This window comes from Anaerobacillus sp. QJM3NY_17 (genome assembly GCF_056173665.1).
Map to the genome: position 1 here is coordinate 244,093 of NZ_CM149685.1, position 12,868 is coordinate 256,960.

At 40.5% G+C, this 12,868-nt stretch carries 16 protein-coding genes; 15 read left to right on the forward strand and 1 reads right to left on the reverse strand.

Annotated elements, in window-relative coordinates; all coding sequences use genetic code 11:
• The first annotated feature begins 1 nt into the window (after position 1).
• A protein-coding gene (locus tag AC0VYV_RS01365; protein WP_430241928.1) for an IS3 family transposase occupies positions 2 to 1,338 on the forward strand; the annotation gives its coding sequence in 2 pieces (ribosomal slippage) (positions 2 to 386 and positions 386 to 1,338; 1,338 coding nt in all).
• A 70-nt stretch (positions 1,339 to 1,408) separates the two neighbouring features.
• On the opposite strand, the gene AC0VYV_RS01370 is transcribed toward AC0VYV_RS01365, so the two are convergent.
• Entirely contained in the window at positions 1,409 to 2,170 is a 762-nt protein-coding gene (locus AC0VYV_RS01370; protein WP_430241926.1) for a rhomboid family intramembrane serine protease, read from the reverse strand.
• Between the two features lie 175 nt (positions 2,171 to 2,345).
• Here AC0VYV_RS01370 and acpS point away from each other — a divergent pair, with 175 nt between their 5' ends.
• The 14 genes from acpS (at position 2,346) to AC0VYV_RS01440 (ending at position 12,734) form a co-directional block, all read left to right on the forward strand.
• Entirely contained in the window at positions 2,346 to 2,705 is a 360-nt protein-coding gene (acpS, locus tag AC0VYV_RS01375; protein WP_475373197.1) for a holo-ACP synthase, read from the forward strand.
• Positions 2,706 to 2,762: 57 nt separating this feature from the next.
• A complete protein-coding gene (locus AC0VYV_RS01380; RefSeq protein WP_475366321.1) occupies positions 2,763 to 4,295 on the forward strand; it encodes an NAD(P)H-hydrate dehydratase in 1,533 nt (510 codons plus the stop codon).
• Between the two features lie 60 nt (positions 4,296 to 4,355).
• Entirely contained in the window at positions 4,356 to 5,360 is a 1,005-nt protein-coding gene (locus AC0VYV_RS01385; protein ID WP_430241920.1) for a LolA family protein, read from the forward strand.
• A gap of 292 nt (positions 5,361 to 5,652) precedes the next feature.
• A complete protein-coding gene (gene alr, locus AC0VYV_RS01390) occupies positions 5,653 to 6,819 on the forward strand; it encodes an alanine racemase (protein WP_475366322.1) in 1,167 nt (388 codons plus the stop codon).
• A 128-nt stretch (positions 6,820 to 6,947) separates the two neighbouring features.
• Positions 6,948 to 7,232, forward strand: coding sequence for a CopG family ribbon-helix-helix protein (locus tag AC0VYV_RS01395; protein ID WP_048312993.1), 285 nt, complete (start codon positions 6,948 to 6,950; stop codon positions 7,230 to 7,232).
• A gap of 4 nt (positions 7,233 to 7,236) precedes the next feature.
• Positions 7,237 to 7,587: a type II toxin-antitoxin system endoribonuclease NdoA gene (ndoA, locus tag AC0VYV_RS01400; RefSeq protein ID WP_048312992.1), complete on the forward strand. Its 351-nt coding sequence runs from the start codon at positions 7,237 to 7,239 to the stop codon at positions 7,585 to 7,587.
• Between the two features lie 277 nt (positions 7,588 to 7,864).
• Positions 7,865 to 8,686, forward strand: coding sequence for an STAS domain-containing protein (locus tag AC0VYV_RS01405; protein WP_430241915.1), 822 nt, complete (start codon positions 7,865 to 7,867; stop codon positions 8,684 to 8,686).
• Between the two features lie 12 nt (positions 8,687 to 8,698).
• Entirely contained in the window at positions 8,699 to 9,055 is a 357-nt protein-coding gene (locus AC0VYV_RS01410; RefSeq protein ID WP_194222497.1) for an STAS domain-containing protein, read from the forward strand.
• A 3-nt stretch (positions 9,056 to 9,058) separates the two neighbouring features.
• Positions 9,059 to 9,460, forward strand: a complete 402-nt coding sequence (locus AC0VYV_RS01415) for an anti-sigma regulatory factor (RefSeq protein ID WP_194222496.1) — start codon at positions 9,059 to 9,061, stop codon at positions 9,458 to 9,460.
• Between the two features lie 15 nt (positions 9,461 to 9,475).
• Positions 9,476 to 10,486: a PP2C family protein-serine/threonine phosphatase gene (locus AC0VYV_RS01420; RefSeq protein WP_303535794.1), complete on the forward strand. Its 1,011-nt coding sequence runs from the start codon at positions 9,476 to 9,478 to the stop codon at positions 10,484 to 10,486.
• A 74-nt stretch (positions 10,487 to 10,560) separates the two neighbouring features.
• On the forward strand, positions 10,561 to 10,890 hold the full coding sequence (locus AC0VYV_RS01425; protein ID WP_048312987.1) for an STAS domain-containing protein: 330 nt from the start codon (positions 10,561 to 10,563) through the stop codon (positions 10,888 to 10,890).
• Between the two features lie 23 nt (positions 10,891 to 10,913).
• Positions 10,914 to 11,369: an anti-sigma B factor RsbW gene (rsbW, locus tag AC0VYV_RS01430; protein WP_048313049.1), complete on the forward strand. Its 456-nt coding sequence runs from the start codon at positions 10,914 to 10,916 to the stop codon at positions 11,367 to 11,369.
• The gene (gene sigB, locus AC0VYV_RS01435) at positions 11,338 to 12,129 is read left to right on the forward strand and encodes an RNA polymerase sigma factor SigB (RefSeq protein ID WP_475374381.1); all 792 of its coding nucleotides are present in this window, start codon (positions 11,338 to 11,340) and stop codon (positions 12,127 to 12,129) included. Before rsbW ends, sigB begins: the two co-directional genes overlap by 32 nt.
• Before the next feature lie 2 nt (positions 12,130 to 12,131).
• On the forward strand, positions 12,132 to 12,734 hold the full coding sequence (locus AC0VYV_RS01440) for a PP2C family serine/threonine-protein phosphatase (RefSeq protein ID WP_475366323.1): 603 nt from the start codon (positions 12,132 to 12,134) through the stop codon (positions 12,732 to 12,734).
• Positions 12,735 to 12,868 lie beyond the last annotated feature (134 nt).

A 12,868-nucleotide genomic window follows, 5' to 3' on the forward strand; every position in this document is an offset into this window, starting at 1 on the left:
AATGAGTAAGAAAGTATTCTCAGAGGAAGATGTCAAAACACTTGCCTCTAATAAATTTGTGAAATCAGTTAGTGAAAAAGGAATCACATACAGTGATGAATTTAAGCGAATATTCATTACGGAGTATGAAAAAGGAAAACTACCGAGTCAGATTTTTAAAGAAAATGGATTTGATGTCGATACTCTCGGACACGAAAGAGTACATTCTGCCGCGAGAAGGTGGAGACAGGGTTATAAAAACAAAGGGATTAATGGACTTACTGACACTCGTAAAGAAAGCTCCGGAAGATCCAAAGATAAGGAACTGTCTTTAGAGGAAAAATACAAACGTTTAGAAGCTCAAAATAACCTATTAAAAGCAGAGAATGATCTCCTAAAAAAGCTCGAAATGATGGAAAAGGGGATGGGAAAAAAGAGATAAAATTAGCTGCTTCTCTCAAGTTTGAATTAATCCGCCATATCATCCATGAGTATCAACTTAAAAATATGGTCCGATACTTATGTTCCGTAGTGGGTGTCTCACGATCTGGTTATTATCGTTATTTCACTGAAGGTGCTCGAAAGCGTCGAACAGAAAACGAGGCGCGAGACCAAGTTTTAAAAGACTGGATCCTAAAAGCCTATGCCTTTAAAAAGCGAAAAAAAGGGGCACGTCAAATCAAGATGACGCTAGCTAACCAGTATCAAATAACCTATAACTTAAAACGCATACGCAGAATCATGAAAAAATACGGAATCGTATGTCCGATCAGAAGAGCGAATCCCTATCGTCGTATGGCGAAAGCAACGAAAGAGCACAGCGTTGTACCAAACAAACTTGAGCGAAACTTCAAACAAGGCATCCCAGGGAAAGTACTTCTAACTGACATTACCTATTTGTTTTATGGAAATAAGAAGAAAGCGTATCTATCTACCATAAAGGACGGCTCTACGAATGAGATCCTAGCTTATCATGTGTCTGACCGAATTACGCTCGATCTAGCGACAGATACGTTAGTAAAACTTAAAAACAACCGTAAAGCAAAACTAGATGCGAATGCCTTTATTCATTCTGATCAAGGCTTTCACTATACTCACCCTACCTACCAAAAACAGCTAAAGAAATACGGTTTAGATCAGTCTATGTCTAGAAGAGGAAACTGTTGGGATAATGCCCCACAGGAATCTTTCTTTGGTCACTTTAAAGACGAAGCCTCAATAAAACCTTGTCAAACACTAATCGAATTAAAACGTGAAGTTAAGAGTTATATGATGTATTACAACCTGGATAGATGTCAGTGGAACTTAAAAAAGATGACCCCTGTTCAATACAGGAATCATCTTCTTAATGTTGCCTAGTCTTTTTTAAACTGTCCTTTACACAGGGTACATATTAGTTAAAATCACTGGTTTTTTTGTGTGAACTTCGTTAAACAAATCTTGCTATAAAACCAATTACGACGAGGAAAATGAAAATTCCCCATAGAATTTTTCCGCCGCGACCAGACCCTGTACGGATTTTCCTCCGTTGCCAACGATTTGGTTTAAACCGTATTTCTCCACTGTCTGCCGTTCGTCTGACGCGAATAATGCCGCGATTGATAAATGGTTTAGCTCCAATCAAAAGAATAGGTGCCAGAGCTGCCCCGCCTATAAACCCAAAGAGATGACCAAGAATGTTGATATTAGGACTTACAAATGTCATTACGAGTCCTATTCCAAGAATCATTAAAATCAATTGTGAATTTGCTTGATCAATTAATTCTTTGCGATAGAAAGCCATATAAAAATATATCCCAAAAAGCCCAAAGATTGCACCAGAAGCACCCACGTGACTGAAATTACTATCTTGCAAATAGAAGGTGGCAATATTGGCGATAATTCCAGCCCCGAAGTAGCCAACCAAGAACTTGGCTTTCCCTAACATCTGTTCTAAAGCCGGACCAAAAAGATAGAGTGAAAAGGAATTGAATAAAACGTGGGCAAATCCACCATGTAGGAAGATCGGCGTAATGAGTCTCCAATATTCACCAATTTCAATCGCTCGATTGTAGCCCACCCCAAGTCTTAAGATCGAATACAAACCAAAAAGGTTTACGAGAACAAAGAGGAGGATATGTATACCAATAAGTATGGAAATGATAGGATAATAACGGATAAATGAGCGAAAATCTTCATTTCGCACAAACATAATTCGACCACCTTTTTCAGAGAATTTATTATCAATTCAGTTCAATGGAATGTTGTAGGAGTGGCTGGTAAATTAAGCTCACTCGTTTTCTTATTAGTTTAGCATAGCTAGAGGTATAATCACTATTGAAAACACTATGCAGGCTTGTGACGAATTAGTACGAAGGAGTATAGAGATGATTAGAGGAATCGGAATAGATATGATTGAGGTTGATCGTATCAAACAGGTTGTTCAGAGGAATGCTGCATTTGCTGGGCGTATCCTAACTGAACGTGAACGTAGAGAATATCAGCAAATAAGTGGGCATAGAAGTGTGGAATTTTTGGCGGGACGTTTTGCAGCTAAAGAAGCGTATGCAAAAGCGAGGGGTACTGGGATTGGTAGACTTAGCTGGCAAGACATTTGTGTGCGGAAATCGCCAGAAGGTGCGCCGTATATTGAATCAGCCGATCAAGATGAGAAGATACATATATCCATTTCACATACGAAGCAGCATGCTATTGCACAAGTAATTATTGAGTGCTCGTCAAGCTAGTCTGCATAAGGTGGAGACTTGCCTCATATAATTTACCACGGTCAGGAGGGACCTGTTGTGAGAATCGTATCCGGAGAAGAAATGTATGAAGCAGACCGTTTTGCCATGGAGGAAATCGGGATTAGCGGTGTGATGTTGATGGAAAATGCGGGGAAAGCTCTATTTGAGGCGATGAAGAGCAGAATTCAAAAAGAAAAGCGTGTGGCTGTATTAATTGGCACAGGGAATAACGGAGGCGACGGTTTTGTTCTGGGAAGATATTTAAAAGAGCATGGATATGATGTAGATATCTGGTTGATTCCACCATATTCAAAGATAAGGGGAGACGCTAGAACTCACTTCGATATTTATCGTAGCCTCTCGTATTCTTACAAATCGTATGAAGACGGAGTTGCATTCGCTCGGGACATTCAAAACTATTCTGTAGTTATCGATTGTCTTCTAGGACTTGGCTTATCAGGGGCAATTCGTGCTCCATACGATGAGGTAATTAGGCAATTGAATCGGTCTTCTGCAACGGTTTTATCTGTTGATCTTCCGAGCGGTCTACATGCGAATGGAGGATACGTGGGCGAAGGCGTTCCGGTTCGTGCGAATAAAACTTATACGATTCAGTGTCCAAAATTAGGAGCCTTCCTTTATCCAGATGCCGATTTTTATGGAGATTTAGAGGTAGTTGATATTGGTCTACCACAGGCTGCTTTTTCATCTGTATTCAATAGAGAACTCTGGCAAAAGTCAGATGTACATCGCACGCTTTCTGATCGATCGGCGTCCTCTCATAAAGGAAGCCATGGAAAAGGGCTGGTGATTGGAGGATCAAAGGGAATGGTTGGAGCGCCTGTTATGACAGCGAAAGCTGCCTATAGGAGCGGAGCGGGGTTAATTCAGGCTTCAGTACCTGATGAAATTCTTTCTGTGGTGGCTGGAACAGTCGTTGAAACAATTTTCCAGGGGTGGTCATCTCGCGAAGGATTTTTCTCTGGAGAAGTGCCGGAGGACCTTTCTTCTTTCGATGGAATTGCTGTTGGTCCAGGTCTTGGGAGAAAACCGGGGTGTAAATCAGTCGTTGAAGCAGCGTTATCAACAACTTCCCCCCTCATTCTGGACGCAGATGCTTTGTACCACCTGGCAGAATTGAAAGGATGTCTGAAGGCAAGGGAAACACCGACTGTGCTAACGCCCCATCCTGGAGAGATGGCAAGGTTAACTGACTTGCCAATCGAGGAAATTCAGCGTAAGCGATTCGAGATCTCTCGTTCATTTGCTAAAGAATTCGGTGTTTACCTTGTATTGAAAGGCCCGAATACGATTGTAACTTCCCCAGATGGAAGTCAGTTCGTTAACACAACAGGTAATCCAGCGCTTGCTAAGGGAGGAACCGGTGACGTCCTGACTGGTATGGTACTTGCTTTCGTTATGCACAGTTCGTCCATCCAAGAAGGGATAAGCAATGCGGTATTTCTACATGGGCAAGCAGCAGATACCCTTGTTCAAACGACTCACACTACTCTTGACGTACTGGCGACTGATGTTATTGCTACGATTCCAACCGTTCTGCATTCATTTCTTAACCAACATCACGGATAGGTTTTTCACATGACAGGAACCTCCTTTGTCGTTTTAAATGAGGCAAAGGAGTTGGATAGAGTGAAAAAGTTCGGAGTCGTTTTTCTTATCGGAGTACTGATGCTTGTGGCACTATCGGGATGCGGACAGAAAAGTCAGCAGGATGTTGTAGATGCTTTAGACAAAAAGTTGAATGAGATGGAGAGCTATAAAGTAAATGCCAAAATGACGCTTGAAACAGGTGAAGAACCACAGCGTTATGATGTAGAGATCTGGTACCAAAAGCCCTCTTTTTATCGTGTTGAGTTAAAAAACGCTTCAAAAGAACAGAGTCAAATTATCTTGCGTAACGATGAAGGGGTATTTGTTCTGACTCCTGCTCTTAATAAAAGTTTTAGATTCCAGAGTGATTGGCCGGAGAATGGTAGCCAGGCCTATCTCTATAACACGCTTGTTCTAGATATACTAAATGATTCTGGAGCAGAATTTGAAGCAAAAGAAAATGATTATGTGTTTACAACGAAAACAAACTACCAGAACAAGAACTTATCAAAACAGTCTATCCAATTAAATAAGAAAGACCTTGCGCCAGAGAAAGTAACCATTATGAATCAAGATCAGAAACCTCTTGTTGATATTGAATTCTCTAATATGAAATTCAACGCTTCATTCGATAAGGGTGCATTTGATATGGAACGAAATATGACAGCTGCTCAGTTAGAAATACCTGTCATTGCTACAACAAATGAACCGTTTGAAGTTGTGTATCCAATGTACGAACCACAAGGCACAGGTCTTACAGATGAGAAAGAAGTAGCCACAAACAAAGTTATGTTAAGCTTCACTGGTGAAAAGTCCTTTACGTTAATAGAAGAGAAAAGTGAGGCGGTGCTCGAAACAAGTGCTCCTGTCTCGGTAGGTGAGGGTCAACCGGTGGACTTAGGCTTTACAATGGGTGTCATGACAGATACTACAGTTACCTGGAACCATAATGGTGTTGATTTCTTCCTGGCTTCAAATGATTTAACTCAAGAAGAGATGGCGTCTGTGGCAAGGTCAGTGTATGGTATGACGGAAATTAAATAACACTTCAAAGAGGTTCAGCTATGATTACATGGCTGAACCTTTTTTAGAAATAGCTATAGTAAACCATATTTAATAGCTTCCAGCGCTTGTCGGAATTAACGAGACACTTGCGCTTTTATTGTCTAGCTCCAGTGTCTAGTTCCTCGAGTCGCTTCAGCTTTTCCCCAGAACACAAAGGGCGTGTTCAGGAAAAAAGCTTCCAGCGCTTGTCGGAACTAAACGAGACACTTGCGCTTTTCTTGAAATCTCCTAAAATAGAGGGCAGAGTGATTTGTTTTAGGAGGAAGTTGGAATGGACAATCAGGCGTTTTATCGTGAAACTTGGGCTGAGGTTAATCTGGATGCTATTGAACAGAATGTAAAATCATATAAGCAATATGTGCCGAAAGATGTTTCCATCATGGCTGTTGTGAAAGCAAATGGGTATGGACATGGAGCTGTTGCGACAGCTAAGAAGGCTTTAAGCGCTGGGGCTAAATACCTTGCGGTAGCTATTCTTGATGAGGCACTTGCACTTCGTGAAGAAGGAATTGATGCTCCCATTCTTGTATTGGGATGGGTGCCTCCTGAGTATGTGAAAATGGCAGCAGAACATGACATTACCCTTACTGCTTTCCAAAAAGATTGGATCGAACAAGCTGCGAGAGTACTAGGGGAATTACCACTTAATATCCATTTGAAAGTTGACACTGGGATGGGGCGTCTTGGGATAAAAAAGGAAACAGAAGCAACCATGATTATAGAAAGGTTAAGAAAGCACACTTCTTTTATCGTTGAGGGGATCTACACTCATTTCGCGACAGCGGATGAACCGGATAATGCTTTCATTGAATCTCAAATAGCAACTTTTAAAAAAATGAAAGATTATTTTCGAAGAGAAGGTATTGAGCCTAAATGGGTTCATCTTGGAAATAGTGCAGGAGCGATTCGCTACCCTGATCGAATTGGAAATTTAATTCGTATCGGTATTTCAATGTATGGATTGATTCCTTCTCAAGAGATGAAGTCCATTCAACCTTTTGAGCTTAAACCTGCATTTAGTCTTCATAGTCAGCTAGTTAACGTGAAGCAAATGAGCACAGGAGAGCCGATTAGCTATGGGTCTACGTATCACACAGCTGAAGGGGAATGGATTGGAACAGTTCCTATTGGATATGCTGATGGATGGATACGTAAACTAAGTAATGCTTATGTTCTCATAAATGGCGAGCGTGCACCTATTGTGGGCCGTATCTGTATGGATCAACTCATGGTTCGTCTTTCTTCTGAAGTTGAAATAGGAACTCATGTGACGCTAATTGGAGTACAAGGTTCAGAGGAAATTACAATAGATGACATTGCTGAACGACTTGAGACGATTAACTATGAAATTCCTTGTATGATAGGACCGCGCGTTCCGAGACTTTTTCGTGAAAACGGAGAAAAAAAAGGCGTAATGAATACAATTTTAAAAAAATAGTAAAATAAAAGAAGGATTTTGGAAGAATATGATGAAATAGTCTTGTGGAAAGTTGTTTTGCAATGCGTCGTTTGCAATGGTAAGATTAATGGTGGAATACAATATGAGTAGCAGTGCTTCGGAGGTGTATGTTTGTGTCAGAGGCAAACAAAAAATCGATTGTTGTAACTCTCCCACAACATATTTTAAATGAGGTGGATGGTATTATTCAACAGGAACAGCTTGATCGTAACGAGTTCATATCACAGGCCACGACAATGTATATTCGCGAACGAAAGAAGCGACAAATTCGTGACGCCATGCGCCAGGGGTACATGGAGATGGCTAAGATTAACTTGAACCTTGCAGCAGAAGCCTTTCTTGTTGAGGAGGAAGCAGAGCACACCGTGGACCGCTTAGTAAGCGGGGTGTAGTGGCTTGATTGTCAAACGAGGTGATGTGTATTTTGCTGACCTTTCTCCTGTTGTAGGTTCTGAACAAGGTGGGGTAAGACCCGTCTTAATTATTCAGAACGACATTGGGAATCGTTTTAGTCCTACTGTCATTGTTGCCGCAATTACTGCGCAAATCCAAAAAGCTAAGCTGCCCACACATGTGGAAATTGATGCCAAGCGTTACGGGTTTGAACGTGATTCGGTTATCCTGCTAGAACAAATTCGTACCATTGATAAACAGCGTCTAACTGATAAAATCACTCACCTTGATGAGGGTATGATGCAAAGAGTGCAAGAAGCTTTGCAGATCAGCCTTGGACTCATTGATTTTTGAAAACGTATAATACCCAAACGAAGCTGCTCCTATGAGCAGTTTTTTTGTATCATATAAATGTTTTTAGGTAGAGTGCTTCCTTGCAACTCTTGGTCTGCTCCCCCTTTTATTCACCACATTTCGTGTAGCTCATAGCAGGGAATTTTCTAGTTATGTCGAAAAGTGTGTTAAGATGAAAATGATGTGATGCGCTAAGACTAGTAAGGCATAATAATTGCGAGTGATTTCTTGCAATGAGAAGATAAATGAATGAAGAAAGATCGTAGGGAGGAGCACGATGGACAAGTTAGTTATACAATTATTGAACGAAAGCCGAGAACGTATTTACACCAGATGGATGGATGAGATGGAGAGAGTACGTGATGAACATCGGCTTCAATCAATAACAGATAATGCTTATATAGAAACAAACAAAGAGTTGTTCGAAATTATTTACACGCATATTGAACAAAACGTTCATAAACCAACAGATCGAATGACGGAGTTTGCAGAGCGTTTGATGAAGATTGGGTGGAGACTGAGTTATGTCACTCAGGGATTACAAAACTTCCGTCGAATTATTCTAGGTGTTCTTCTTGATGCGAATCAATCTAATGATAGAGTGTTTAGCATGTACGATGAAATCGATCGTTGGATCGATCCAATTGTTAATCAATTAATTAATGAGAGCGCAAAAAATTGGGAGAACACTGTATCTATTCAAAAAGTTGCTCTTCAAGAATTATCTGCACCTCTCATCCCGGTATTTGAGAATATTAGCGTCATGCCACTTATAGGCACAATTGATACTGAGCGGGCGAAACTTATAATGGAAAACTTGTTAACTGGTGTTATTAAACACAGGTCTCAAGTTGTTCTTATTGAAATCACTGGGGTTCCAGTTGTTGATACGATGGTCGCTCATCATATTATACAAGCAGCAGAAGCAGTGAGACTTGTTGGCGCTCAGTGCATTCTTGTAGGGATTAGACCAGAAATTGCTCAAACAATCGTTAACCTAGGAATTGACCTTGGACAATTCCCAACGAAAAGTACGTTATTTAAAGGCATGAAAACTGCATTAGAAATGACAAAACGTCAGATGATTGAGATTGAGTAAGGGGGGAAGACAATGCGAATTCCTATATTAAAATTAAATGAGTATTTACTAATTACCATACAAATAGACCTCGATGACAAAACAGCACTTCAATTTCAGGAGGATTTGCTCGAGAAGATTCATGAAACAGGAGCAAAGGGCGTTGTAATTGATTTAACTTCTGTCGATATGATTGATTCATTTATTGCCAAAGTTTTAGGTGATGTAGTGCGCATGTCGAATTTAATGGGGGCAAAAGTAGTACTGACAGGAATTCAACCTGCCGTTGCTATTACGTTAATTGATTTAGGAATCATGATGAAAAATGTCCCGACTGCATTAGATTTAGAACAGGGGTTAGAGAAATTACAACAGGAATTGGGGGGATAAGTTATGAATATCCAATCCTGTGTGGAAGTACGAAATGAATGGGATATTGTGAAAGCGAGACAGTCTGGTAGGAATATAGCAAAAGAGCTAGGCTTCGGTACTGTTGATCAAGCTCGTATTACGACGGCTATTTCTGAACTCGCTCGTAACATATACCTCTATGCCGGGAGTGGCGAAGTAGCCATTGAACGGGTAGAAAACGGGGGGAAGTTAGGACTTAAAATCGAAGCATCTGACTCTGGCCCGGGAATTAAAGATATTAGAAAAGTAATGGAAGATGGTTTTACAACCTCTGGTGGTCTTGGAGCTGGTCTTCCTGGGGTCAAACGATTAATGGATGAGTTTACGATCGATTCGAAAGAAAATGAAGGAACTGTTATCACTTCTATTAAATGGCTCCGTTAAGGAGGATAGACAATAATGGACGACCGAGATCTTCAATATCAAAAATACAAAGCAATATTAGAGAATTATTTAGAGGAGCAGTCTGAGCAAACCTTATATAAGGGACAGCAGTTTAGTCGAAAGATGATCGAACAAAAGATATCTCCTGAAGAAGCTGTCAGTCTCCATGTGAGCGTTCTTGAGGAACTGTTCCCGGATATACCTGAGCCGCTTAAAAATTCATATGATTTTCTACTTGAGATGATGATCGGGTATGGATTTGCATACAGAGAGCATCAGAGTCTTCGTAGTCGTCAGCAACAATTAGAATCCGAAATTGAGATCGCGGCAAACATGCAGCAAACCTTGCTTGCGGGTGATAAGCCAGAAGTTCAGGATCTTGATATTGGTGCTATTAGTAAACCCGCCCAGAAAATGAGCGGGGATTACTATCATTTTGTTCAAGATGAGAACAATTGCGTTAGTGTAGCTATCGCTGATGTTATAGGCAAAGGTATTCCAGCTGCTTTGTGCATGAGTATGATTAAATACACAATGGATAGCGCGCCAGAGCAGCGAATGCAGCCGGGTGCGGTTCTTGAAAATCTAAATCGAGTAGTGGAACAAAATGTTGACCCTAATATGTTCATTACGATGTTTTACGGATTATATGATCCTAGGGTACATTCATTTTATTACGCTGGTGCCGGTCATGAACCGGGCTTTTTTTACGATGCAGAAAAAGATGAGTTCGAGGAGCTATTTACAAAGGGACTTGTCCTAGGGGTTTCAAAGAAAACGTCATATCAAGAATACCAACGTGTCCTTAATGGAAATGATATGGTTATCATGCTTTCAGATGGTGTAACTGAATGCCGCTCCACTAATGGTTTTATTGAACGTGATGAAATTGTTGCGTTAATTCGTAAATACATCCACCTCTCTGCTCAAGAAATTGTCGATGAGGTTTATCGAGAGCTTGAGCGCTTACAGGAGTTTGAACTCAGAGATGATTTCACCCTTGTTATTTTGCGTCGTGAGGTTTAACTTCTTTCTAAAAGTGGAATAAGGAATTAATGGATTTAACTAATAATTAGAAGCAACCTACAGGGGGTAATGTTATGAATTTGCAAATCAAACAAGAAGACCATGAAAATACACATCATTTACATATAGCTGGTGAAATAGATGCTTATACAGCACCTCAGCTCCGTGAAGCTTTGCTTCCGTTAACTGGAAAAGAAGGACATGAGACACTTGTTCATCTTGGTGACGTAAACTATATGGACAGTACTGGTCTTGGTGTTTTCGTAGGTGCACTGAAGTCATCTAAAGAGCACGGTAGCTCTATTAAGTTGACTGGAATGACTTCACGCGTACAGCGTCTTTTTGAAATCACTGGATTAGACGAAGTGATCGATATCGAAGACGTAAAGGGGGGATCGAAGTGATCAATATTTCAGATTTTGTTGAAATGAAAATCCCTGCACAAGCAGAATTTGTTGGCGTTACGAGATTAACGGTTTCAGGAATTGCGAATCGCATGGGGTATTCCTATGATGAGATTGAGGATATCAAAATTGCTCTTTCAGAAGCTTGTACAAATGCAGTGAACCATGCCTATAAAGAAGATGAAAAGGGTCAAATCACAATTGGATTTGGTATTTATGAAGACCGACTTGAGATGATGGTGCTCGATCGCGGTCAAAGTTTTGACTATACAAAAGTTTCCGAAAAGCTTGGACCAGTTGATAGTGACAAGTCTGTAGAACAACTCAGTGAGGGAGGATTAGGGCTCTTTCTGATTGAATCACTGATGGACAAAGTGGAAATCAGTGGAGAGGACGGAGTAGTAGTCATGATGACAAAGTTCCTCCACAGAGATGGGGTGGAAGTAGATGCCGACACAATCTCATCATCCCCGCAATAATAACAACAATGAGGTATATGAGTGGATTGAGCAATATCAAAACGATCCGACTGATGAAGTTATTCAACTAAAGCTTGTTGAGAGGTATCAGGATCTTGTGCAGTCACTCGCTCGTAAGTTCTCGAAGGGGAAAAGCATTCATGACGACCTTTCACAGGTTGGGATGATTGGGTTGCTTGCAGCTCTTCGTCGTTACGACCCTGAATTTGGTAGAAGCTTTGAATCGTTTGCAGTTCCAACGATTGTCGGTGAAATCAAACGGTTTATTCGGGACAAAACATGGAGTGTTCATGTGCCGAGAAGAATAAAAGAGCTTGGACCCCGTATTAAAAAAGCGGTTGAAGAATTAACTAATGAACTTCAGCGTTCTCCAAAGGTCGATGAACTTGCAGAGTACCTTAATGTATCTGAGGAAGAAGTTCTTGAGACGATGGAAATGGGCAAAAGTTATCAAGCTCTTTCGGTTGATAGTTCAATTGAAGCAGATCAGGAAGGAAGTACAGTTACTCTACTTGATCTAGTTGGTGATCAAGAGCAAGGGTTTGATCTTGTGGATCAGCAAATGCTTCTTAAAAAGGCTTTTGCAGTACTCACTGAGCGAGAACAAGAAATCTTGAATTGTACGTATTTTGAAAATATGAGCCAGAAAGAAACTGGAGAGAAGCTTGGTATTTCACAAATGCATGTTTCCCGCTTGCAGAGAAGAGCTCTCGAAAAATTAAGACAGGCAATTCGTATTGAACCAACGGAGGCTTTTTAATCATGATTCATCATCATGATTTTAAAAAGCTTACTGTTGCAGCTTATCAGAAACCTAAGGCAGGTAATCAGATGTGCGGGGATAGCTATTATGTAGCTGAAACATCTGATTATTTCATTTGCGCTGTAGCGGATGGGCTTGGCAGTGGAGATATGGCTAAAGATTCTTCCCTAGCCGCTATCAATGTAGTAAAAGAATATCAGGATGAAGATGTAGAAACTTTGATGAAACGTGCAAATGAAGAGATGAGAGGGAAACGTGGGTGCGTGCTTTCTATTTTTAAACTTGATCTTAAGACAAGACAGCTCGAATATAGTGGTATAGGAAATATTAATTTAATTATTTACCAACCGGATGGTAAGATTATTCGTCCTATCTCTTATTCAGGGTATCTCTCAGGAAAGCTTCAGAAGGTGAAGGTGCAATCAATTGATTATCCTTCAGGGTCCTCTTTCGTTACTTATTCTGACGGTGTTCAAATTAGTTCTAAAAACTACTCAATGATTGCTCGATTTGATTCAGTAAAGGAATCCTTTCAGCATTTAACAGACGCGCTTCCCTCTACAAATGATGACATTACTCTCCTTGTAGGGAAAACGGTATAAAAAGTTCTTCCAGATAAATCAGGGAGAGCTTTTTTATTTTGGTTTAAGTTTCTACTACTAGTAGTAGAAACCGTCTGAAGTGTTTTAGTGATTATGCTTGCGCGCTTTTAACTAATCAACTTATCCGGTAAACT

Excerpts from the sequence above, each read along its gene's own strand:
- AC0VYV_RS01440 (WP_475366323.1), top strand. The coding sequence starts at position 12,132 with ATGATTCATCATCATGATTTTAAAAAGCTTACTGTTGCAGCTTATCAG.
- AC0VYV_RS01420 (WP_303535794.1), top strand. The coding sequence starts at position 9,476 with ATGGACGACCGAGATCTTCAATATCAAAAATACAAAGCAATATTAGAG.
- rsbW (WP_048313049.1), top strand. The coding sequence starts at position 10,914 with ATGAAAATCCCTGCACAAGCAGAATTTGTTGGCGTTACGAGATTAACG.
- AC0VYV_RS01425 (WP_048312987.1), top strand. The coding sequence starts at position 10,561 with ATGAATTTGCAAATCAAACAAGAAGACCATGAAAATACACATCATTTA.
- sigB (WP_475374381.1), top strand. The coding sequence starts at position 11,338 with ATGCCGACACAATCTCATCATCCCCGCAATAATAACAACAATGAGGTA.
- alr (WP_475366322.1), top strand. The coding sequence starts at position 5,653 with ATGGACAATCAGGCGTTTTATCGTGAAACTTGGGCTGAGGTTAATCTG.
- AC0VYV_RS01410 (WP_194222497.1), top strand. The coding sequence starts at position 8,699 with ATGCGAATTCCTATATTAAAATTAAATGAGTATTTACTAATTACCATA.
- AC0VYV_RS01405 (WP_430241915.1), top strand. The coding sequence starts at position 7,865 with ATGGACAAGTTAGTTATACAATTATTGAACGAAAGCCGAGAACGTATT.
- AC0VYV_RS01415 (WP_194222496.1), top strand. The coding sequence starts at position 9,059 with ATGAATATCCAATCCTGTGTGGAAGTACGAAATGAATGGGATATTGTG.
- AC0VYV_RS01395 (WP_048312993.1), top strand. The coding sequence starts at position 6,948 with ATGTTTGTGTCAGAGGCAAACAAAAAATCGATTGTTGTAACTCTCCCA.
- acpS (WP_475373197.1), top strand. The coding sequence starts at position 2,346 with ATGATTAGAGGAATCGGAATAGATATGATTGAGGTTGATCGTATCAAA.
- AC0VYV_RS01370 (WP_430241926.1), bottom strand. The coding sequence starts at position 2,170 with ATGTTTGTGCGAAATGAAGATTTTCGCTCATTTATCCGTTATTATCCT.